The organism is Marinomonas sp. MED121 (assembly GCF_000153025.1).
GTDB lineage: Bacteria > Pseudomonadota > Gammaproteobacteria > Pseudomonadales > Marinomonadaceae > Marinomonas.
Genome location: NZ_CH672429.1, coordinates 31,126 through 54,356, shown reverse-complemented (window position 1 = coordinate 54,356; position 23,231 = coordinate 31,126). Strand labels below are relative to the sequence as shown.

Genomic DNA, 23,231 nt, shown 5'->3' with positions numbered 1-23,231 from the left:
CGTGAATATTCGCCTAGTATGGATCTTTCTCATGCTGGTTTTTTTAGCGGGCTGTTCATCGAGTCCAACAGAATATGATCCGACGCAGGAGCCGACACGTGTCACCATCAGTATGTTAGCTGATGAAAAAGTTAACCCAAATTCAAGTGGGGAAGCGACACCAATTGAGTTTACTGTATTTGAGCTGGAAGACGATTCTATGTTCATGTCAGCGGATTACGAACAGCTTATTGAAGATTTTAAAGCCGCATTAAGTAGCAATTATATCGATAACTATGACTATGTGCTTTTGCCGAGTCAGTTCAAGTTTATTGAATCCATCGAAATTGATGAAGACACTAATTATATCGGGGTTATGGTGAGTTATTCCGACCCCGACACAAGTCAATGGAAGAAGGTTGTGAAGGTTAAGCCGTTAGGTAGAGATTATCATCTACTGACACTTTTTAAGGAAAATGAAGTGATTTTGGAAAAGGTGGAATAAAGATGTCTTCCAGAAATAGAGTGGTGTGGAATGAGGGGCTGTTTATTAAGCCGCAACACTTTCAGCAACAATTACGCTATATCGAATACATGGTAGACGAGCGTGTCGGTTCTATGAGTCGCTACCTTTATGGTGTGACAGATATTGCATTAAACCCTGAATATTTAAGCTTTGGCAGAATTGCAATTGAGCGTGCTGTTGGGGTTATGCCAGATGGCACTATCTTTAGGATTCCGCAAGAAGATGTATTGCCAGATGCGTTAGAAATTGCAGATGGTTCTATGGCGGGGCAAGTGGTTTATCTTGCGATTCCATTACGCAGTGATTCCATTACCGAAATTACTTGGCCTGAAAGTACAGGTGCAGGGCGTTTTCAAGCGGCTAAAGAAGAAGTGCGAGACATACATACGGTGCAAGGGGATATGACCTCAATTGATGTGAGTCCTGTCAAAATCCGTTTGATGTTAGAGAAAGAAGATCGCAGTGCTTACGCCTCTATTGCCATTGCAAGAATCTTAGAAAAAAGACCTGACGGCAGTGTTATGTTGGACACTAACTTTATCCCTTGTCATTTAAATGTGACGGCAGTGCCTATATTGCATCGCTTTATTAGCGAAATGTCAGGCATGATGCGTGAAAGGGCGAAAAATATCGCGTTAAGAATCGGCGCGCCAGGCCAAGGTGGTGTGGCTGATGTCTCCGATTTTATGTTGCTACAAGCCCTTAACCGCATGCAGCCACAACTTCAACACCTATCATTTTTAAGAAGCCTTCACCCTGAGCGCTTATATGAAAGCTTAACCTCTCTATGTGGTGAGCTTGCTTCTTTTACCGATGAGAGTCGTTTGCCGCCTGAGTTTGAAAGCTATAACCATGATATGCCTGTGTCTGCGTTTAACTCTGTGATGTCATCTCTTAGACAGTCATTGAGCATAGTGCTTGAACCAAGAGCCGTTTCTTTGCAGCTACAAAAACGCAAATTTGGTCTTATGGTGGCGCCCGTTCAAGACCCTGAATTGGTGGAAGATGCTGACTTTATTATCGCCGTCAAAGCCAGAATGCCGTTGGATGAATTGCGTAAGCTCTTTATTCAGCAAACCAAAGTGGCTTCGGTTGAGAAGATTCGTGATCTGATTTCGTTACAACTTCCTGGTATTCCAGTGACGCCGCTGCCCGTTGCACCAAGGCAATTACCTTACCACGCAGGCTATACCTACTATCAATTAGATAAGACCAGCCAGGCTTGGAGCATGTTGCAAAACTCAAGTGGTTTTGCGCTACATATTGCGGGTGAATTCCCAGATATCGACATTCAGTTCTGGGCAGTAAGGAGTAAATAGGTGATGGATCAAGATACCGAAAAAAACTATGACAACCTGTTATTCGATGAAGTAAAAAACATCGATGGAGATCAGGACTATTGGTTTAAATTACGTGGTTCAAATATTAATCAGCTGATTGATGCTGCAACACCGCTTATGGGGATGGCGCTGAGAGTCAGACGCCTTTCTCAATGTGACAATGTGGACAGCATTTATGATCAAGCCGTTGAAGAAGTAAAGTCCATTGAAGTGGAACTGACTGAAGCGGGTTATGAGCATGCGGTTATTCTGGCTTATCGCTATGTGCTTTGCTGCTTTATTGATGAAGCGGTAATGAACACCAACTGGGGCGCTGACAGTGTTTGGGCTGAGCATTCTTTATTGACTCGTTTTCATAATGAAACCTGGGGGGGAGAGAAGTTCTTCACCATATTATCTCGCTTAGAGAGTGACCCAGGACGTTATAAGCAACAGCTTGAATTTATCTACTTGTGTTTGTGTTTAGGTTTTAAGGGCCGTTATCGCGTGATTAATAATGGTCTTGAAGAGTACGAAAGGATTCTTGCTAACCTATTTGCCATTTTACAAAAACTGGATGAAAAAGAGCCGCAAGAGCTGATGACCCATGCGGAAGATCATGTGGTAGCAACCAAATACCGTTTATCAAGACAAATGCCAGTATGGACTGTGTTTGCAGGATTTATTGGAGGCTGGAGCCTCTTATTCGCAGGTTTTTATATCAACTTGCACAATAAATCGACCGACGTTTTAGAACAACTTAACCAGATATTGCAGTAAAAGGATGTCCCTGTGATTCAGATTGAATTATCCAACCTAATTAGTAAATTAAATAGCCAAACGAAACTTGTGATGGAGCAGGCTGCGTCTGCCTGTATTAGTCGTCAAAACCCTGAAGTGACGTTTGAACACTTGCTGTTTGCGATTTTAGAAAACCCTTTCTCTGATATTAGGGTGATGTTGAAAAGCGCTAACTTAGACCATGTGTTGGTAAAGCATAAAACCGGTGATGCGATAACCACCGAAGTCGGTAATGCAACCTATCCAGCGTTTTCTCCTTTGTTGGTGGAATTGTTACAAGATGCTTGGTTGCTGTCGTCGACTGAACTAAATGAAACAGAGCTTCGTTCAGGTGCTATTTTCTTGGCGGCCATTATGCGCCCAGACAGATACTTACCTTTCTCTTTGATTGAAATATTTCAGTCAATTAACCGTGAAACAGTGCGTAAAAACTTTAGTCAGATTTTGCAAGGCTCTGCTGAAACCGTGCAAAACGACCATGCTGGAAAAGGTAAAAAACTAGCCTTAAACACGGATGCAAGTTCTTTGGCTAAGTTCTGTTCTGACTTTACAGAGCGTGCCCGTAATGGCCAACTCGACCCTGTGCTTTGTCGTGATGAAGAAATCAATCTGATGATAGATATTCTTTGCCGTCGTCGTAAAAATAACCCCATTGTTGTGGGTGACGCAGGTGTGGGTAAAAGTGCGGTGGTTGAAGGTTTGGCTCTTCGAATCGTTGAAGGTAAGGTGCCTGATACATTAAAAGATGTATCGCTTTTGTCATTGGATTTAGGCCTATTACAGGCGGGTGCCTCAGTAAAGGGAGAATTTGAGAAGCGTCTTAAATCTATTATTGATGAAGTCAAAGATTCACCGACACCGATTATTCTCTTTATTGATGAAGCGCATACCTTAATTGGTGCCGGCAACCAAGAGGGGGGTGGGGATGCTGCTAACTTACTTAAGCCTGCACTTGCTCGTGGTGAATTATGTACTGTGGCTGCTACAACTTGGAAAGAATACAAAAAATACTTTGAAAAAGACCCTGCTCTCACTCGCCGTTTTCAATTGGTGAAATTAGAAGAGCCGAGTGTCGATCAAGCCTGCGATATTATGCGTGGTCTTCATGGTGTCTATGAAAAAGCCCATGGGGTTTTGATTACCGATGCTGCACTAAAAGCGTCGGCCGAATTATCAGCTCGTTATGTGTCGGGTCGTCAACTACCTGATAAAAGCATTGATGTGCTAGATACCGCCTGTGCGCGTATTGCAATTAACTTGTCTGCGCCACCAAGACGTTTAGCGGCTTTAGATAGCCAAAGTCTTCAAAGAAAGCTTGAGATTGATATGCTAAATCGTCAATTAAAATTGGGTCGCGAGATTGATCAAGCCCGTTTAGCGCTTTTGTTGGCGAATGAAGAAGAAGATCAAGCTGAGTATGAAAATCTTCATCAACAATGGCTTGATCAAAGGGCTTTAGTTGAAAGGATTGTCGTGGCAAGACAACGTATTTTAGCGCCAGAAGCAGAGTTTGAGGAGCAGCTTGAGTCAGATGACAATGATGATGCTGAATCAAATGCCTTAGATATCGCTGCTGAGTTGATTGAAGAGCAAACGGATGAAAATGCGGTTGTTGCACTTGATAAACTTGAAGATCTTTACCAAGAATATGATGCTATCCCCCATGAGCAGAAGTTGATTTACCCAGAGGTGGACGCCGATCAAATCGCTCAAGTAATCGCAGACTGGACAGGTGTGCCAGTGAATCAAATGAACACAGATGAGTTGAGTAAAATTACGCATCTTCCTGAGATTCTTGGTAAAGCGATTAAAGGTCAGGACATTGCCATTGCCCGCGTACATAGAAACCTATTGACGGCTCGCGCTGATTTGCGCCGCTCTGGAAGACCAAAAGGGGCTTTCTTGTTGGTGGGACCAAGTGGTGTGGGTAAAACCGAAACCGTGGTGCAACTTGCTGATCAGCTATATGGTGGCCAACAGTTTTTAACCACGATTAATATGTCTGAGTTTCAAGAGAAGCACACTGTGTCACGCTTGATTGGCTCACCTCCAGGTTATGTGGGTTACGGTGAAGGAGGTGTGTTAACTGAGGCTATTCGCAAAATGCCTTATTCTGTTGTCTTGCTTGATGAAGTGGAAAAAGCGCATCCAGAAGTGCTGAACTTGTTTTATCAGGCGTTTGATAAAGGCGAGTTAGCGGATGGGGAAGGGCGAGTAATCGACTGTAAAAACGTGGTTTTCTTCTTAACCTCAAATCTGGGTTATCAAACCATTGTTGATCATGCAGATGCGCCACAAGAAATCGAAGAACGTCTTTATCCTGAATTATGTGACTTCTTTAAGCCCGCATTATTAGCGCGTATGGAAGTAGTACCTTATTTGCCTTTAGCAACTGATGTGATTGAGCAGATAGTCAGAGCCAAACTTACTGGGCTTGAGTCTATTTTTGTTGAGCGCTATCAGGCTGATGTCATCATTGAAGATGAGTTAGTGCACGAGATTATGCGCCGTGCAACTCGCTCAGAAAATGGGGCGCGTATGCTTGAGGCCATTATTGAAGGTCAGATGTTACCACCTATCTCTCTTGCTTTGCTGGATAGACTTGCAGCCAGAGAGCCTGTTAATCGTATTCGTTTGTCGGTGGTCGACGGCGAATTTATCGGAGAGGTGGAATAGCTCCATGAATTTATGGCTAAGGAAAGCTGTTGAGCAAGGTGAGCTGCGCGATGAAACTGCTTTAATTAATCAATATACCTCCACCTTAAAGGAACAAATGGGTTTGTCCCTTGCCTGTGTCATCATGCCTTCGCATGATGGCAGCCGGTTGGAAGTAATAGATCATCCGCAGTCAATAAATTGGGAAGTTAATGATTTTAACAACCCTTTTTCCCATGTTTTACAAGCGACGACCCCTATGGTTATGAGCCTTAAAAAGCTCTTGTATTGGCGTTCTGATGCGGGCTTTAGTGCCTTAGTTGGTATGCCTAAAAATGATGAAATGGTTGTGATTCACCCCTTACCACCTGGTAATGACAAGGTGAAAGCCATGGTGTTAATGGTAGGGCCAGCGGATCAAGTCATGAACCTTTCAGATTTGTCTGAGTGGCAGCAATACAGTGCCATTTTTATGAACCAATTAGGCTTGATTAAAGATATTGGTAAACAGGCGATTCAGAAAGTGGATCTTGTTGGTTCATTAACGCGTCTGAAAAAAGAAGGTGAGCAAAGAGAGAGCTCTATCTCTTTGGCAACAAGGTTGGTTGGTTCTAGTGAAAAGATGCAAAAACTGAGGCATCAGATCATCACAGCGGCACAATCAACCCTGACAGTCTTGGTTCAAGGTGAAACGGGAACAGGTAAAGAGTTAGTGGCAAGGGCGGTGCATGATTATTCAGAGCGTAGTAAAAAGCCTTTTGTTGCCATCAACTGTGCTGCGATTCCTGAAAATCTGTTGGAGAGCGAACTTTTTGGTTATGAAAAAGGGGCTTTTTCGGGGGCTGATTCTAAAAAATTAGGTCTCGTCGCTCAAGCAAATGGAGGCACTTTATTCCTAGATGAAATTGGCGATATGTCACCGTCTTTGCAGGCAAAATTATTGCGCGTGCTGGAGACCTGTCAATACCGTGCTTTAGGTGCCAAAGATGAGATGTCATCTGATTTTAGGCTGGTGGCTGCGACTCATGTAAATCTGCTGAAGTCTGTTCAATCTGGTGCTTTTAGACAAGATTTATATTATCGCCTGTTTCAATACCCTCTTATGCTGCCAGCATTGGCTGACAGGCGTTCGGATATTGCCGAATTGGTGCTTGCCTTTATTGGTCAATTCAATGAAAAGCATCACACATCAGTCAGAGGGATTAGTTTTTCCGCCTTGGATTTACTTACCCAATGTAAGTTGCCTGGCAATGTTCGAGAGCTAAGGCATCTAGTGGAATTTGCTTGTATCCAAACCGGTAATGACGAAGAAATCAGTTTAAGCGTGGTAAGAGATAGGGTGCAAAATCTATTGGTTTTTGATGATGCGCCAATGGTTGCTGATAAAGATATTTCCAGTGATTCTAGCCTTGAACGTATTCGTGATTTAAAGCGGGCGTTAACAGGTTATGAGATTGAGATTATCAGGAGCAGGCTCATTAAATTTGGCGGAGACAGAGCAAAAGCCGCTGAAAGTTTGGGCATACCAAAACGTACCTTAGCGCATAAATGCTTAAAACTGGAGATTCATGCATGATGGTTAAACCGCTTTATATTATTTTGTTAGCATTTGTTTCAAGTGTTCTTTTTACTCAAGCCCAAGCCGAGGAGCGGGTTCCTTCTAAGGCAGAGGTGCCAGCATCTACGAAAGATTTATCACTTGTCCAAAAACTCGGTGTTGCGGGTATTGAATGCAGTCTAGTCGCTTCAAGGCTGACCCGACTAAGTTGTTTTGATGAGGTGTTTGGTACCAAGTTAGATGTCGAAAAACAAGCCGTTGTCACTTTGCCTATTACAGCGAGAGCAATTCAATCAGAAATAGATCGTGAGGCTGATTTGGGCTTTAAATTGACCTATGGCACAGCGCCTGAGGTCGCTAACAGCGTGTGGGTGACCTCGCCTGCCATGGTGAATCTTGAGCAGGTTGAAAAGCTAGATAACAAAATTAAAACACCCATTTTGATGTTGAGCTGTCTGGAATCTATTAGTCGAGTTGAGCTTGTTTTACCTGAAAAGCTGCAAGATCCCAGAGTGAAAATTAGTATCTTTGGCGATAGAAATGATACACAAACTTGGGTCAGTGATGAAGATGGTTTGGTGTTAAGAACAGGGCGTGGTGTTCCTGCTATCAGAGCAATGAAAGCGATTATTTCGGCTCGATCATTAGTTCTAAGGTCCAACTCGCCTGTTATCGATGGCTTAAGGTTTGACTCGTTAAACCTGGCAAGCAACATGAAGCCCATTCGCGAAAAGTGTGATTGGTAATAGGGAGAGAGTGAATGTCATATCGTGATCAAATACTGCTGCCTATTAGTCAAGATAATCCGGTGGGTGAGAAGTTATTAGAAGATACTTTACTGGACTTCATTGAAAGTCAAATCATGAAGGTGGGCTCTTTATCTCATGCAGAAGTGCAATGGGACGAGATTGAAAAAAGCACCGTCAAACTGCTGGAGACTAAAACAAAAGACCTTAAGTTACTGACTTATTTGTTGCAGTGTTTACAGCACAAAACAACACCAGAGCGTTTTAGTTTATCAATTCAAATATTGACCGACTTTATGGGAGCTTATTGGCAAACCTGTTATCCAGCGCCTGGGGATAGAGGTTTGTTACCTCGACGGAAGTTTTTCAGTCAAATCGCAAGTCGTAGTATGCAAGCCGCGGAAAAGCTCGATGTTGCCATGTTTAATTCTGAACTAAAAGAGGAGTTAGATAAGGCGGTAGCGGCGTTAAAGACAGCCTCGGAAACCTTATCTTTACCGCTTGATCATATTGAGGCGATGGAAGCCAGTTTAAAACGAAAGTTTGCGTTTTTAACGGAAAAGAAAGCCGCCACTCAAGCTAATAAAGCAAAAAATGAAGGCTCTTCTCAAGCTCAAGGTGAAAGCGCTGCCAAGATTGAAATTGATGGCAGTAGCGATAGGGCGGTTAAACAAACCTTGTTAAAAGTGTCTGATTTCTTATCTGAATTAGATGATTCTGATGCCTTGGTTTTACGATTACGCCGTTTTGCCGTATGGCAGTCTATCAAGGCGTTGCCTGAAGTGGATGCAAAAGGTCAAACCCAGTTAATGCCTGTGGCCCCGGATCGTATTCGTGAATATGAAGAGCAATTGCAAAGGGGGGCTGACTTAGCTTTGTGGCGCAAAGTAGAGCAAAGTCTCACCGTGTCTCCTTTTTGGTTTGATGGCCATTATTTAAGTTATCGCATTGCCAGCAAACTTAATAAAGAAGAGGGTGCCCAGGCCATTCAGTCAGAGCTTTTGAATTTTGTGAAGCGTCTCCCCAAATTGTTAGATTGCTCTTTTAAAAGTGGTATCCCTTTTGCGGGGGAAGAGACTAAAAAGTGGCTGTCTTCTGTAGAGGAGCAAGCCTCTAATCAAAGTGCCATGTCAGTCGGTTGGGATGATAAGCGAAAAGAGGCTTTTAGTTTGTCGAAAGAGGGTGGCTTATCGGTTGCGCTTGGTATGTTGAATGAAGGGTTAAAGCAATCCAAAGAACCAAGAGATAGCCTTTATTGGCGCATGCTTTCAGCGGATACGCTTAAGCAAAATAAGTTGGCAGCCATGGCTGTTGAGCAATATGAAACATTACTTACTCAGGTTCAAGATATGTCCGTATCTGACTGGGAACCTTCTCTCGTTCAGCGCCTAGAGCGCGTTGTAAAACAGGGATAATTAAAGGAACAAATGGATATGTTTAAAACCTTATTAAAAATTTTTGGAGCAATCGTCCCAAGCTTAAAGTCGGCTGCTCCGATTTTATTGTTTTTGCTTTTTATATTGTTAAACGTCGCAATATGGTGGATGGGGCCTTGGATTAAGTATGAAGAAACTTATCCTGTTGCCTCGGTGTTGTCTCGTAGTCTTGCCAGTTTAATATTCTCCCTGATTTGTTTTGCTATTTGGGGGATTGTTCAGTGGCGTAGATTGAAGGTCTATCATCAAGAAAAAGCCCTCGAAGAAAGTTATCAGGAAGATCCAATTCAGTTGTATGAAGAGCGTCAAGAAACTGAATTGAACAAGGTAATGTTAAATATGAAGGAGAATTTAAATAAGCGAAATTATTTATATGCTCTACCATGGTACCTTGTTTTAGGTCTAGAAAATGCCGGTAAAACCAGTCTAATTAACCGTTCTGGTCAAAAGTTCGTGTTTTCAAGTGTAATGCGTGCATCAGGTAAAAAGAGTGAGAACCCTTACTCATTTGATTGGTGGATTGGCAGTGACTCTGTCCTGATTGACCCTGATGGTGAACTGCTCACTCAGCGTATGGACGAAGAAGGTAATGATGGCGAAATGGAGCGTCGATTATGGCAACATTTTGTACATTGGTTAGATAGAACTCGAAGTAGAAGGCCGCTAAATGGTGTTGTTTTAGCAATTGATATTGCCCATATTGCGACTTCTACCGCCTCTGAGAGACGTGCATATGCAAGTCTTCTAAGAGCACGTTTACGTGAATTAATGGAAACACTATCGACTCGACTACCCGTTTATATCACCTTTACCAAGTTAGACTTATTACATGGTTTTGAACCCTTCTTTAGGGAGTACAGCCGGAGTAAAAGTGAAGATGTGTTAGGTTTTACCTTCTCACTTGACTCGGTAAGTCAGTTAGATAATTGGATTGAAGAATTTGAAACAGAGTTTCATGGCTTTGTTGAGCGTATTAACGATTCTTTGTCACCGATTATGCAGGGCTTACCTGATGGTGATGATAAAATTGCAATTTATAGCTTTGCCCGTCAAATGGCAGGTTTGCAAGATGTATTAAAGCAGTTTTTTGTTGATGCTTTAGGTAGCGACCAATTTTCTACCTCACCTTTGGTACGAGGGACTTTCTTTACTTCTGTATTCCAGCAAGGTGTGCCAAGTAATGCATTTGTTGATGCTGCTTCGCGTCGATATGGATTGTCCCATTCGATTAACAGTGCACAAAATGCGGTTAACTCAACGACCTATTTTACCCAGAAGCTCTTTACCAAAATCATTTATCCAGAAGCCGGATTAGCGTCTGATAACTTTAGGGTGGCAAGGCAAAAGCGCCGAGTCTTATGGTTGTCTTTATTAGTCTGCTCCTTGAGTTCAGGTTTATTGGCCTTGTCTTGGCACCAGTTCTATCAAAAGAATATTGTGCAAACCAACGCCGTGCTAAAAAAGGTTAATGACTATAAAGATAAGTATTCAAATGACTCAATGATTCGCTCTGAGCAAGATATTTTATCGGCTTTGAACGATATTCGAGATGCGACCTTGGAGTTTGGCTTCTTTAGGGAAAAACCAAAATTCATTTCAGATATGGGGTTGTATCAGGGTCACTTACTTGGGCCTAAAGTAGAAGAAACTTATTTGAGTTTGCTACAAAATCGTTTTTTACCTGAATTAATGGATCAAGTCGCAAAGGATTTAAATAACGCAAGCAATGATGTGAATAAGCTGGCTGCTTTACGTGTTTATAAAATGATGACGGATAAAAACGGCCGTCGTGAAGGATTCGTTGAAGAGTATTTTGCGAAAGGTTGGCAGCAAGAGTATTCAGGTGATAGGGAAACACAAGAAACCCTGTTGCAGCACCTTGATTATGCAATGCGCCACATTGATTTAGAAGAATTGCGAGATGGTGGTGATTTTGCCGCAGAAAAAGTGCTTAAAAAACATCAGCCACTTATTTCAAAAATTCAATCTGACCTGGGCACTATGCCTGTGGAAGAAAGGGTTTATCGTAATCTCAAGCAAAATGCATCGACAGAATTGGGTTCGCCTTTAAGTGTGAAGCACGCTATTGGTCCTGTCTTTGATATTGTTTTCCAAGAACGAGTGCTTAATACAGATAACCTTTTTGTGTCTCAGCTATTAACAGATAAAGGCTTTAAAAAGTACTTCTTACCTCAATCTGAATCGGTTGCTGATTTGGCATTGATCGATAGTTGGGTATTGGGTCAAAGTGAAGTGGCTGAGTTTAGCCAAGCTGATAAGCAAGTCTTGAGACAAAAAATACGTGATCAGTATGTGTCTGATTACACCAATACTTGGCGTGCGGCGATTAATGCGATTGATATTAAATACTTCTCGGATATTAATGATGCGGTACAAGTGTTGGATAACCTAACCGGTAGTATGCAACCTTTCTCTAGAATGCTGGTGGCCATCGAAGATAATACTCAGTTATTCCCAGAATTGCCGGACAATGATGCGGATCGTATTGAGTTGATGAAAACCCCTAAATATCAGGTTGCAGCAGCGGTACATAGTCCGTTTTCTGAGCTAAATGCTTTATTAGATGAGCGTGAAGGTCAGCCTGCTTATATGGAAGAAGTGATGGAGGCGGTTGTGCAGCTGCAAACATACTTAACAGCGATTCAAAACGCACCGGATATGGGTAAAGCGGCTTTGGATGCCACGAAAGATAGATTAACCCTTAAAAATGCCGATCCAATTTATATGGTGCAGCGAATTGCGTCCGGTTTACCTAAGCCTTTGGATACCATGATAGGTAAATTGGCAACAGAAAGTTGGTATGTGGTTAAGCAGGAAGCGGTGAAACACTTAGAAGTGCGTTGGTTTAAAGATGTGTATTCTAAGTTTGATAACAAATTCGCCAATCGTTATCCATTTGATCCTTCTTCTAAAAAAGATGTGTCATTGCAGGACTTTGAAGACTTCTTTGCGCCAGAAGGAACCTTAAATCAATTCTATGATAATCAGTTAAAAATGTTTATGGATGAGAATTTGGGGTTGTCTGCTAATTCTGGTGAGCAGTCACTGATTCGTAAAGATGTCTTGGACCAATTGGCGGAAGCTAGAAAGATTCAACAAGCCTTCTTCCAAAATAAAGGTATTTTGGATGTGAAGTTCTCTTTAGAACCGGTTGAATTAAGTGCAAATAAGCGTCGAAGCGTGATCAATGTTGATGGTCAATATGTGGGGTATTCTCACGGACCTAAAAAGACAGTGGAGCTTGTCTGGCCAAATACCTTAAGAGAAGGAACCTCTTCGAAACTGACCTTTGTGCCAACACGAGTGAATGCTTCACCTAGAAGTATTGCTATTCAAGGTGCTTGGGCCTTCTTTAGGTTGTTAGAGAAAGGTGAAGTGGTGGGCGCCAGTGCGACCAGTGTTGACTATCGATTTAATTTAAATGGTGGTTATGCGGTTTACCGTCTGCATTCTGATGCGGACTCAAACCCTTTTACAGCTTCTTTGTTTAAGTCATTCAAGCTGTCTAAAACGCTTTATTAAATCTAGCTTAAGGCGAAGCAATTATTGCTTCGCCTAATTTAAAGGATTATCTGTAAGAATGTTGTTTTTTTCCGATTTACATCAGTTTCGTTTAGTTTCAGATGAAGTCCAGTTAAGGGATTCATCCACTTATCAAGACATTAGGTCTGAGATTAATCGCCGTAATGTGCCCTTATCTGGTGGTACTGACTGGGATAAGGTGAGAGTGTTATGCGAGCAGATTGGTGCAAATGAAGGGGTGGATCTACTGGTTGCTATTTATTACACGGTGGCGGCTACGAAAACTCAAGGTTTGACTGGGTTAGCGGTAGGCCTAGAGTTACAAACCGCTTTAATTAAAAAATTTGGTAGCAACTCTGCGTTTCCGGCTGTAAGGCGCAGTGAATTATTTGCTTGGATGATAGGGAAGATTGGCCCTGAAATCCGTTCGTTAAAACCCAGTGTCAAGCAGCTAAGAGAGCTGTATCGTTGTGAAAGAGCATGTCACAGTCTGCATAATCAATTTAATTATTTACAACCAGAGCAAGTGCCTGATTTAGATATGGTGGCCTTTACTATTTTTGAGTATATCGACCAACTTGAAACAAATGCAGAAATAGCCCAACCTAAAATTATTGAAGTCATTCCTAAGGTAAGTCTTTGGAAAAAACTCTTACCTTATTTTGGTGGCGTCAGTATTGCGATAATTGGATTTGTAGGCACTGAGTATGTGTTGCCCCACATTAATACACCAAAATCTATGGTGACCATTGAAAAGACCTTACCTAAAGTTATTTTGGGTGAAGAGATAAAGGCGCTCCCTTCAAGTCTTGATTTTGGTAATTTCGAGTCCAATCGATTAAGTATTTCAAACTTATATACAAGTCAAACGACTAACTTGATTGCTAAAAAGGTGACCGATGATGTTCAGCAAGCCCTTGGCTTAACTTCGACATTAAGCGCGCTTTATCCAGAAGAAGAAACCTTACCTTTGATGGCTCAGTGGCAGCAGGAAATGCTGGATGTGGTGGAGAACCAATATCGTCGTTTTAGCCAAGCCCGTACTAACGCTGCGAACATTAATCTTATGATTGAAAAAGATAGGTATGAGCAAGCGCGTAAGCTGTCACGAAAAATGGAAGACTACGCGATTAGTCTTTCCCCCGTATATGGGCGTGCTATGTATATTGAAGAGTTGATTGAGAAGGGGGAAATTAAAGCCTCAAAAGCTGAAATTGAAACCTTACTTTATAACCTTAAAGCCCTAAATTTAAAGGTGGCCTTACTTGAAAATAAGGTTCAAGAATCTGCCCAAGATTAGCGCCAATTTACCCAGTAGTGATAGCTCATTGAGTCATTAAAGTTAATGGTGTTTTTGAAGTTATCACTGGCTGTTGTAAGGCAACTGACAGGGATGAACTCAGGTTCGGTCCAGCCAGTGTGTCCCCCGATATACTCTCTTTCATAACCCCATTGGCCGCAGGAGAGTATCTGATCAAATTGGTTATCCCTTTCACACACCACACATGTCTCAAATTCAATTCTAATGTCTTCTCCCTCTAGCCCATAGGCATCAGTAATATACGGCGTGTCATAAATTGCCACAGTGGAGCTGCGTTGAACTTGCCCTTGCCAAGGTTTGTCTTGATCGTCGGTAGGGGTAAAGTGCGTGCCATGACCATACTCTAAATTTGCTGAATCATAGAAGGGTTCAATATTTTCGGCAGGCGCATCAAGTTGATTTTGTCTTTCATTAATAAGCTGGATGTTGCTACTTCTCGTTTGTAGTATGCGGTACTTGTCGCATTGTGCTCGGTTACGGCCTTGTAATTGGCCGTTCAAGCCTGCAAAAAAATGGATTTCAATACCTATGCCATTTGCATTGTCTCTGGCGATGTAACTTGCTTGATTACGGCTGCTATGAAACCACTCTTTTGAAAAGGCGAGTAATCCAAGGTGTTGGTGTATCTGGTTATCAGGAAGGGTGACAGGGCAAATTTTTGCGACCAATAGTTCCTCAGAAAATGAAGGGGGGGCAGAGAGTAAACTTATGATAAAAGAGATATTAATTAAATGTTTATGCATGCTAAACCAATCATTTATGTGATTAATTTAGTATAGGAAAGAATCCCTAAAAGAGGCTGGCGTCATAAAAACTTAATATATGACAGTTACAATTATAGGTTTTGGTGATTATCGTCGATGCTAAAAATAGTCCAACGTTGAATTGGTTTCTTTAGCTCATTATTGTTGATATGAGTGACTTCAGCGGTCACTCTTCTATTCACTGCTCTACCATACTCTGTCTCATTATTTGCGATTGGCTGGTTTTCCCCATGGCCAATGGCAATAATACGATCAGAGGAAATGAGAAATTTTGTCACTAGCGCCTGTTTTATGGCATTTGCGCGATTTTGAGATAAGCGTAAATTATCTTCATCGTCCCCCATAGAATCCGTATGACCCTCGATAAAAACATCGCTAGATTGGTGTTTTTGCAAGAATTTGCCGAGTTTGAGTAACCCTTTAAGCTCATTGTCCTCAAGTTCAAATTTATTGGTATGAAAACGAACATCGAGTTCAACTTTATACTCTGTCTGTGTGTTGATATTTTTGGTGACGGGGCAGCCTGCATTATCGACTTTAGAGCCAAGCGGGGTGTTGGTGCATTTATCTCTTATTGCTATTACACCATCCTTATCCGCGTCAATAAGGTGGTGGGCGATATGGTCACTAAAAAGTTTTTCAGCAGGCAAAGCCTGAGTGAACAGAGCGGGTATAGCCCGCTATCCCATAGCCCATTTATGCATTAATCATCCTTGATGGTACTTCTTAAACGATTTTTGTTCTTGGTTTTAATCGTAATTATTGAGTGTTGTTGATCTGTTTGAAATAGGTAAATTGTTTCAATTCTGTTAGAGATTGTTATTTACATGTCGAGAGTCAAAAAATAAAACTCGTTAGGTTTTTTTCATAAGACCTAGAGTGTCGAGGGCTGATCGCATATAATGCTGGGCCTTAAAAATATATTAGTACTTCTTGTTGTTGGTTTTTGACTAATAAATCATTAAAAAGACCTTAAAAAGACGGTTTTATAAACAACAAGGAGAAGAAGAATCTCTTACTTAGTAAGTATTAGGAATTAGAATTATGCGCAGTCATTATTGCGGCGAATTAAATGCTTCAAACATTTCTCAAGAAATTACACTTTGCGGTTGGGTTCATCGCCGCCGTGACCATGGTGGCGTAATCTTTCTAGATGTACGTGACCGTGAAGGTCTCACTCAGGTTGTTTTTGATCCTGATCGTGCTGATAGTTTTGCTCTAGCTGACAGTGTTCGAAATGAGTATGTTGTTAAATTAACCGGTTTGGTGCGTGCACGTCCAGAAGGGACTGTTAATCCAAATATGGCGACAGGTGAAATTGAAGTGTTAGGTACCTCCTTAGAGATTCTTAATGCGGCGCAAACGCCCCCATTCCAACTAGATGAGCATCAGTCTGTTGGTGAAGATATTCGTCTTAAGAACCGCTTTGTTGATTTACGTCGCCCTGAAGTGCAAGCAAAAATGCGTTTTCGTTCTAAAGTGACATCCGTACTACGTAACTACTTAGACGATAATGGCTTCCTAGATATTGAAACACCTATTTTGACACGTGCGACACCAGAAGGGGCGCGTGACTATCTTGTGCCAAGTCGTACTCAAGAAGGTAACTTCTTTGCTTTGCCACAATCACCACAGTTGTTTAAACAACTTCTTATGGTGTCTGGTTTTGATCGTTATTATCAAATCGCAAAATGTTTCCGTGATGAAGATTTGCGTGCCGACCGTCAGCCTGAATTTACTCAAGTAGACATAGAAACATCCTTCATGGGTGAAAAAGAAATTATGTCTATGACAGAAGACATGATTGTTGGCTTGTTTAAGCAGCTGTTGAATGTTGATCTAGGTACTTTCCCTACTATGCCATATGCACAAGCGATGGAAACATACGGTAGCGATAAGCCAGATTTACGTATCCCTTTAAAAATCGTGACAGTGTCTGATTTGATGGAAAATGTTGACTTTAAAGTCTTCTCAGGTCCAGCTGTTGATCCTAAGGGGCGTGTTGCGGCACTTAAAGTGCCTGGTGGTAATGCACTTACTCGTAAGCAAATTGATGCTTACACCAAGTACGTTAGTATCTATGGTGCTAAAGGTTTGGCTTACATCAAGGTTAACGACAAATCTAACCTTGAAGAAGGCTTGCAGTCTCCGATTGTTAAGTTCTTGCCAGTTGAAGTGCGTCAGCAGTTGCTTGAGCGTTTAGGTGCTGAAGATGGTGATTTAATCTTCTTTGGCTCTGATTCAGAGAAGGTAGTGAATGAAGCATTAGGTGCTTTACGCTGTAAGCTGGGTGAAGATCTTGAACTTTATACCTGTGAGTGGGCGCCTCTATGGGTGGTCGACTTCCCAATGTTTGAAGAAACATCTGACGGTGGAATCACGGCTATTCACCACCCATTTACTGCGCCATCATGTTCTGTAGAAGAACTTAAAGCCAATCCATTAACGGCTTTGTCTCAAGCTTATGACATGGTACTAAATGGTACTGAGCTCGGCGGTGGTTCTATCCGTATTCACCAAAGTGATATGCAGCAAACTGTGTTTGAGCTGCTAAATATTGATGAAGCAGAGCAAGAAGAGAAATTTGGCTTCTTACTTGATGCGCTTAAATTTGGTGCGCCGCCACACGGTGGTTTGGCTTTCGGTCTAGATCGTCTTGTTATGTTGATGACAGGGTCCGCATCTATCCGTGATGTTATTGCTTTCCCTAAAACACAAAGTGCGACTTGTCTTTTGACTCAAGCGCCAGGTGAAGTAAGTGAGAAACAGCTAAAAGAGTTAAGCATTCGTGTGCGTAAACCTGTTGTAGAATAAGGTTTTTCGACGAATTTTGAAAAAAGGCCGCTTATGCGGCCTTTTTTTTGATTTAATAGCGAAATGCAGTTGAATCTTATTTCACATACTGTTGAAATATACAGTTAATTGAGTGAATCGTTAAGGTGTATTTTGACTCGAATTTTAGCAATTGATCCAGGTTCGCGTATTACGGGTTTTGGTATTATTGATGTTCAGGGCCAGCAAATTCAATATGTTGATAGTGGCTGTATTCGTTTGCCCGATGCTGTGTTGGCTGAACGGTTAAAAAATATTTATACCAATGTCACGGAATTGCTGTCCCGTTATCAACCGCATGAGTTTGCCATTGAGGAGGTGTTTTTAGCTAAGAATGCAAACTCAGCTTTAAAGCTAGGGCAGGCGCGAGGTGCGGCGATTGTTGCGGCGGCTATGGCGGGGTTAGAAGTGGCTGAGTATGCGGCGAAACGTGTGAAGCAATCGGTTGTCGGCAGTGGTAGTGCGGATAAAGAGCAGGTTCAGCAAATGGTTCAGCTTTTGCTAAAGCTTGAAAAAGCGCCCCAAGCTGATGCGGCGGATGCGCTTGCTATTGCTATGTGTCATGCTCATACGCGTACCTCTTCTGGTCTTGAGTATGGCGTGGGTAAACGTGCAGCAAGGACAGGTAAACGTTGGTCTGAATTAGATATAAGGAAACTTAAGTGATAGGTCGTTTAGTGGGTTACTTGGTGGAAAAAGTGCCACCAGAGTTAATGTTAGATGTGAATGGCGTAGGTTATGAATTAACGGCATCAATGACGACCTTTTATGAGTTGCCTGCTATTGGTGAAAAGGTAACCCTTTATACTCATTTTCAAGTAAAAGAAGACGCGCAAAGTCTTTATGCTTTTAAGCAAAAAGATGAAAGAGCCTTGTTTAGGATTCTTATCAAGGTCAATGGTGTAGGGCCAAAAATGGCCCTGAGTGTGTTATCGAGTATGTCGAGTGATGAGTTGATTGCTAATGTGCAAGACTCTGATGTGACGGCATTAACGCGAATACCAGGCGTGGGTAAAAAGACAGCGGAACGCTTAATTATTGAATTGCGCGATAAACTGGGCCAGGCAGCGAAGCAAGACTTGTTTGCAACCCCAGAGGTATTGAGGCAAGTGCAAGCGGATCCAAGGCAAGAGGCTGAGGCCGCCTTGGTCTCATTAGGCTATAAGCCGCAAGAAGCTGCAAAGGCTATCGCCAAAGTGCCAGTGTCATCAGACAGTAGTGAGCAGGTGATAAAATCTGCGCTCAAAAATATGCTCAAGTAGACGTTTGATATGATTGAATCCGATAGAATAATCAGTGCTGAATCAAATGACACTGAATTGACTGGGTCAGAAGCCCATATTGACCGTGCTATTCGCCCTAAAATGTTGGACGAATATGTCGGACAGCCAGTGGTGCGTGAGCAGATGGATATTTTTATTCAAGCTGCAAGACAAAGGGAAGAGCCTTTGGATCATTGCTTAATATTTGGACCGCCTGGTCTTGGTAAAACGACGTTGGCGAATATTATTGCAAATGAAATGGGGGTGGAGATTAAAACCACTTCAGGTCCTGTGTTAGAAAGGGCGGGAGATCTTGCTGCTTTACTTACCAACTTAAGTGAAGGGGATGTGCTCTTTATTGATGAGATACACCGCTTAAGTCCTGCAATTGAAGAAGTTCTTTATCCTGCAATGGAAGATTATCAGCTTGACATTATGATAGGTGAAGGACCTGCCGCTAGATCAATTAAGATTGAACTTCCTGCCTTTACTTTGGTCGGAGCTACCACGCGTGCAGGCCTTTTAACTTCGCCTTTAAGAGATAGATTTGGCATAGTGCAGCGGCTTGAGTTTTACGATGTTGAGTCGTTAACAACAATAGTCTCTCGCTCTGCACAGAAAATGGGGTTGAATATGGACCCCTCTGGTAGTTTTGAAATTGCCAGAAGGGCACGGGGCACACCGCGAATTGCTAATCGATTATTGCGCCGTGTTAGGGATGTGGCTCAGGTGGGTGGGCATGAAATTGTGGTTCAAGAAGTTGCCCAAAGAGCCTTAGATATGTTAAGTGTAGATACTCAAGGCTTTGATCATCTAGACAGACGTATGTTATTGACTATGATAGAGAAGTTTGATGGTAGGCCGGTTGGAATTGACAGTATTTCAGCGGCAGTTGGAGAAGATAAAGATACGATTGAAGATGTGATTGAACCTTATCTTATTCAACAGGGTTTTGTGATGCGTACCCCTAGAGGACGACAAGTTACAAAAAAGGCATATGAGCATTTTAATTATCAATTGCCAAACGATTTAAATTAGAGGTAGTAAATGTCAATTTGGGGTCTTATCGCCAGCGCGAGTTTAGTTGTTCAGCTTGTTATGTTGTTGTTGGCATCCGCGTCTGTTTTCTCGTGGGTTGTTATTTTTCAGCGAATTAGAGTTTTGCGAAATGCCAAAAAAGTACGACGTACTTTTGAAGATTTGTTTTGGTCTGGTATGGATTTAAGTCAGTTGTATCGTCAAATTACCGCTGAGGGTCGTCGTATAGAGGGTATTGAGAATATTTTTACGGCCGGAATTAAAGAATTTACCCGTTTACGTCAAAGTGCCAATATGGATCCTGATGCTGTGATGGAAGGGGTGCAGCGTTCGATGAGAGTGGCATTGGCACGCGAAGAAGAAAAACTTGATCAACATTTACCTTTTCTAGCGACTGTGGGTTCAACCAGCCCTTATGTTGGTTTATTTGGTACTGTGTGGGGAATTATGCATTCCTTTATTGGTTTGGCGGAGGTGCAGCAGGCGACGCTTGCGACAGTGGCACCAGGTATTGCAGAGGCGCTGATCGCAACCGCTATCGGTTTGCTGGCTGCGATTCCTGCCGTTATTTGCTATAACCGTTTTTCTGCCACATCGGATGCTTTAGCGATTAACTATGAAACTTTCTCAGATGAGTTTAGTAGTATTTTACACCGTAAGGTTCATGGTAGAGATGGGGGAGCGGCATAGTGGCTCGTCCTAATCGACGTACTCGCCGTAAGCCAATGGCTGAAATCAATGTGGTGCCTTACATTGATGTGATGTTGGTGCTTTTGGTTATCTTTATGATTACAGCCCCCATGTTAACACAAGGGGTTGATGTTGAATTGCCAGCAGGCAATGCGGCGCCTATTGAAGACACTCAATCTGAAGTGTTAGTTGCTTCAATTACGGCAGAGGGTAAATATTTTGTCGATATTGGAGGGGAACAAGAATCTCTCTCATTAGATGAATTGAAAGACAAGGTGAGTAAGGTTATCGCACAAAATCCAAGTCTTCCTGTGTTAGTGAGAGGGGACCGTAGTGTGACCTATGGGGAAGTGATTGGTCTTATGGTCGCGTTACAGGGTGCGGGTGTACCAAATGTTGGATTGGTTACTGAACCTGAGGCGCCTTGATGGGCTTTTTTAGTAAAGAAAGTTATGGTTTTCCGGCTCTACTTGCTATCGGTCTTCATTTAATTTTAATTGTGGTAAGCTTAGTCGCAGTAGATTTTAAAGAAGAACAAGATGTTAGGTCGAATAACAAACCTATAGTGCAAGCTAAAGTAGTTGATATCAGCCAAACAATCATTGGTAAGAAAATAGAAGAAGATAAGGCGAAGGCGAAAGCTGCAGCCCTCGCGGTGAAGCAGAAAACCCAAGCCGAAAAAAAGCGTAAAGCGCAAGAAAAAGCGTTAGAGGATAGAAAGAAACAATTAGCTCAGCAAAAGAAACAGAAACAAGCGCTAGAGAAAAAAGCGAAAGCGGCTAAAGAGGCGGCTTTAAAAGCCGAGGCTGATAAGTTGCAAGAAAGGCAGGCAGCTAAGTTGGCAGAGCAGAAGGCGGCAGCGAAAAAAGCGCAACAAGAAAAAGAAACAGCAAAGAAACGTTTAGCGCAAGACGCTAAAAAAGCGGAAGCGGCAAAAAAATTAGCAGAAGCGAAGAAAAAAGAGCAAGAAAAGCTCAATCAGCAGCGAGCCGAAGCTGAGCGTAAGCGAGTAGAAACTGCGCGACTTGCAGAAGAGCAGAAAAAGCGACAAGAAGAGGCTAAACGAGCTTTAGCTGAAGAAACGGCAAGACAAGAAGCGCTTGCGGTTGAACTCGCTTTACAAGAAGAGGCAAAGAAGCAGCAAGAAATTGCAGAGGCAAGTGCTCGTCAATCTATGTCTGCTTTAATTGACCAAAGAATAAGGTCTCGTTGGATAAGGCCGCCAAATGCGATTAATGGTATGAAGACCCAGTTAAGGATCTTCTTTTTACCAACGGGTGAGGTTGATTTAGTGAATGTCACTAAGTCGAGTGGTGATGCGTTATTTGATCAAAGGACTGTTGATGCTGTATATAAAATGGGGCGTATCGAAGAACTAGCAGAGCTTGATCCTTTTGTTTTTGAACGTAACTTTAGACAAGTTGACTTAATTTTTAATCCTCAGGACTTGAGACGCTAATGAGAAAGTTGAAGTATTTTACGTTGGGTTTGATGTTGTTTGTATTATCGAACTTAGTAAGGGCCCAGTTGGTGATTGAAATTACCAGTGGGGCAGATCAGTTGTTACCGTTAGCTGTTGTTCCTTTTGCATATGAAGGGCGAGATGGCTTGCCTGAAGACGTGGCTCAGATTATAGAGAATGATTTAAAACGTAGTGGCCTATTTGAAGCTATCCCAAGAACGAATATGCTGAGTTTGCCCTCTAAAAAGGAAGATGTGCATTTTCGAGATTGGCGCTTACTGAAAAGTGATTATGTCGTTATTGGTGATGTAAAGCAGATTGATGCAAATAACTTTGAGATTAACTTTGAACTCATAAATGTTTTAAGCCAAAAGACGGTTGAAAAGCATACGGGATTAGCAGTTAAGGTGAGTGGTTTAAGAGATGCTGCCCACTATATTAGTGATAAAATTTACCGTTTGTTGACAGGGGTTCGAGGCGCATTTAGTACGCGTATTTTATATGTTACCGCGGAAGGTAATAGGGCTGAGCCAACTTACCGATTGCAGGTGGCGGATGCTGATGGACATAGACCTCAAGTGATAGTTGAGTCGAAAGAGCCTATCTTATCGCCTTCTTGGAGTCGTAATGGTCGCTTCATTACTTATGTTATGTTTAGAGACAGGCGTCCAAACATCTTTGTGCAAGAGCTGGCTACTGGTAAGCGACAAAAAATAGCCCAGTATAGAGGCTTAAATGGTGCGCCTGCTTGGTCACCAGATGGTAAGCAGTTAGCTTTAGTGCTATCTAAAGATGGCAACCCTGAAATTTATGTGCTTGATATCGCAACCCAAAAACTTCAGCGAATTACTAATCATTATTCGATTGATACTGAACCAAGTTGGGAGCCTGACGGTAAAGGAATTGTGTTTACATCCGATAGAGGAGGTAACCCACAAATTTATCGCGTAGATATTAGCTCTAAAGCAGTTGAACGAGTGACATTTGAAGGTGATTTAAATACTCGCGCTAGAATGACACCTGATGGGCGTTACCTAGTAACAGTACAAAAGAATGAAGGTAATTATCATATTGCTTTACAGGATATGAAAAATGGCCGTGTACAAATTTTAACAGAAACCTACCTAGATGAATCGCCAAGCATAGCGCCAAACGGTAGCATGGTGATGTATGCAACAACATACAAAGGTAAAGGTATTTTGGCAGTAGTTTCCGTTGATGGTTTAGTGAAATATAGGTTACCATCAGCGGCAGGTGAGGTAAGGGAGCCAGCATGGTCTCCTTTCTTCGAGTAGAGCA

General features: G+C 42.2%; 19 protein-coding genes. 17 read left to right on the top strand and 2 right to left on the bottom strand.

The window, feature by feature from the left end:
- The first annotated feature begins 1 nt into the window (after nt 1).
- The 9 genes from tssJ to MED121_RS00320 are packed head-to-tail and all read left to right on the top strand — an operon-like array spanning nt 2 to nt 13,863.
- The gene (tssJ, locus tag MED121_RS00360; protein WP_036178405.1) at nt 2–484 is read left to right on the top strand and encodes a type VI secretion system lipoprotein TssJ; all 483 of its coding nucleotides are present in this window, start codon (nt 2–4) and stop codon (nt 482–484) included.
- A 2-nt stretch (nt 485–486) separates the two neighbouring features.
- Nucleotides 487–1,824, top strand: coding sequence for a type VI secretion system baseplate subunit TssK (gene tssK, locus MED121_RS00355; RefSeq protein ID WP_009831575.1), 1,338 nt, complete (start codon nt 487–489; stop codon nt 1,822–1,824).
- 3 nt (nt 1,825–1,827) lie between these two features.
- The gene (gene icmH / locus MED121_RS00350) at nt 1,828–2,604 is read left to right on the top strand and encodes a type IVB secretion system protein IcmH/DotU (protein WP_009831574.1); all 777 of its coding nucleotides are present in this window, start codon (nt 1,828–1,830) and stop codon (nt 2,602–2,604) included.
- A gap of 12 nt (nt 2,605–2,616) precedes the next feature.
- Complete coding sequence (tssH, locus tag MED121_RS00345; protein WP_009831573.1) at nt 2,617–5,301, top strand: type VI secretion system ATPase TssH; 2,685 nt, start codon at nt 2,617–2,619, stop codon at nt 5,299–5,301.
- A gap of 4 nt (nt 5,302–5,305) precedes the next feature.
- Nucleotides 5,306–6,856 (top strand): sigma 54-interacting transcriptional regulator, encoded by a 1,551-nt coding sequence (locus MED121_RS00340; RefSeq protein ID WP_009831572.1) that lies wholly within the window; start codon nt 5,306–5,308, stop codon nt 6,854–6,856.
- Nucleotides 6,853–7,584: a type VI secretion system-associated protein VasI gene (vasI, locus tag MED121_RS00335; RefSeq protein WP_009831571.1), complete on the top strand. Its 732-nt coding sequence runs from the start codon at nt 6,853–6,855 to the stop codon at nt 7,582–7,584. The genes MED121_RS00340 and vasI overlap by 4 nt, the downstream gene beginning before the upstream one ends.
- 14 nt (nt 7,585–7,598) lie before the next feature.
- The gene (tssA, locus tag MED121_RS00330; protein WP_009831570.1) at nt 7,599–8,999 is read left to right on the top strand and encodes a type VI secretion system protein TssA; all 1,401 of its coding nucleotides are present in this window, start codon (nt 7,599–7,601) and stop codon (nt 8,997–8,999) included.
- Between the two features lie 12 nt (nt 9,000–9,011).
- The gene (tssM, locus tag MED121_RS00325) at nt 9,012–12,563 is read left to right on the top strand and encodes a type VI secretion system membrane subunit TssM (RefSeq protein ID WP_009831569.1); all 3,552 of its coding nucleotides are present in this window, start codon (nt 9,012–9,014) and stop codon (nt 12,561–12,563) included.
- 58 nt (nt 12,564–12,621) lie between these two features.
- A complete protein-coding gene (locus MED121_RS00320) occupies nt 12,622–13,863 on the top strand; it encodes a type VI secretion system ImpA family N-terminal domain-containing protein (RefSeq protein ID WP_009831568.1) in 1,242 nt (413 codons plus the stop codon).
- Here the strand turns inward: MED121_RS00320 and MED121_RS00315 are convergent.
- Together MED121_RS00315 and MED121_RS00310 are read right to left on the bottom strand one after the other, a co-directional pair.
- Entirely contained in the window at nt 13,860–14,627 is a 768-nt protein-coding gene (locus MED121_RS00315) for a hypothetical protein (protein ID WP_009831567.1), read from the bottom strand. The genes MED121_RS00320 and MED121_RS00315 overlap by 4 nt on opposite strands.
- A 92-nt stretch (nt 14,628–14,719) precedes the next feature.
- Nucleotides 14,720–15,298 carry an OmpA family protein gene (locus MED121_RS00310; RefSeq protein ID WP_009831566.1) on the bottom strand — a complete coding sequence of 193 codons (579 nt, stop codon included), beginning with the start codon at nt 15,296–15,298 and terminating at the stop codon, nt 14,720–14,722.
- Between the two features lie 394 nt (nt 15,299–15,692).
- Here MED121_RS00310 and aspS point away from each other — a divergent pair, with 394 nt between their 5' ends.
- The 8 genes from aspS (at nt 15,693) to tolB (ending at nt 23,227) form a co-directional block, all read left to right on the top strand.
- Complete coding sequence (aspS, locus tag MED121_RS00305) at nt 15,693–17,462, top strand: aspartate--tRNA ligase (protein WP_009831565.1); 1,770 nt, start codon at nt 15,693–15,695, stop codon at nt 17,460–17,462.
- A 132-nt stretch (nt 17,463–17,594) separates the two neighbouring features.
- Nucleotides 17,595–18,146: a crossover junction endodeoxyribonuclease RuvC gene (ruvC, locus tag MED121_RS00300; protein WP_009831564.1), complete on the top strand. Its 552-nt coding sequence runs from the start codon at nt 17,595–17,597 to the stop codon at nt 18,144–18,146.
- A complete protein-coding gene (gene ruvA, locus MED121_RS00295) occupies nt 18,143–18,742 on the top strand; it encodes a Holliday junction branch migration protein RuvA (protein WP_009831563.1) in 600 nt (199 codons plus the stop codon). Before ruvC ends, ruvA begins: the two co-directional genes overlap by 4 nt.
- Nucleotides 18,743–18,751: 9 nt before the next feature.
- Complete coding sequence (gene ruvB / locus MED121_RS00290; RefSeq protein WP_009831562.1) at nt 18,752–19,780, top strand: Holliday junction branch migration DNA helicase RuvB; 1,029 nt, start codon at nt 18,752–18,754, stop codon at nt 19,778–19,780.
- Nucleotides 19,781–19,789: 9 nt separating this feature from the next.
- On the top strand, nt 19,790–20,470 hold the full coding sequence (tolQ, locus tag MED121_RS00285; protein ID WP_009831561.1) for a protein TolQ: 681 nt from the start codon (nt 19,790–19,792) through the stop codon (nt 20,468–20,470).
- Entirely contained in the window at nt 20,470–20,898 is a 429-nt protein-coding gene (gene tolR, locus MED121_RS00280; protein WP_009831560.1) for a protein TolR, read from the top strand. The genes tolQ and tolR overlap by 1 nt, the downstream gene beginning before the upstream one ends.
- The gene (gene tolA / locus MED121_RS00275; RefSeq protein ID WP_009831559.1) at nt 20,898–21,929 is read left to right on the top strand and encodes a cell envelope integrity protein TolA; all 1,032 of its coding nucleotides are present in this window, start codon (nt 20,898–20,900) and stop codon (nt 21,927–21,929) included. The genes tolR and tolA overlap by 1 nt, the downstream gene beginning before the upstream one ends.
- Entirely contained in the window at nt 21,929–23,227 is a 1,299-nt protein-coding gene (tolB, locus tag MED121_RS00270) for a Tol-Pal system beta propeller repeat protein TolB (RefSeq protein ID WP_036178396.1), read from the top strand. Before tolA ends, tolB begins: the two co-directional genes overlap by 1 nt.
- The last annotated feature ends 4 nt before the right edge of the window (nt 23,228–23,231 follow it).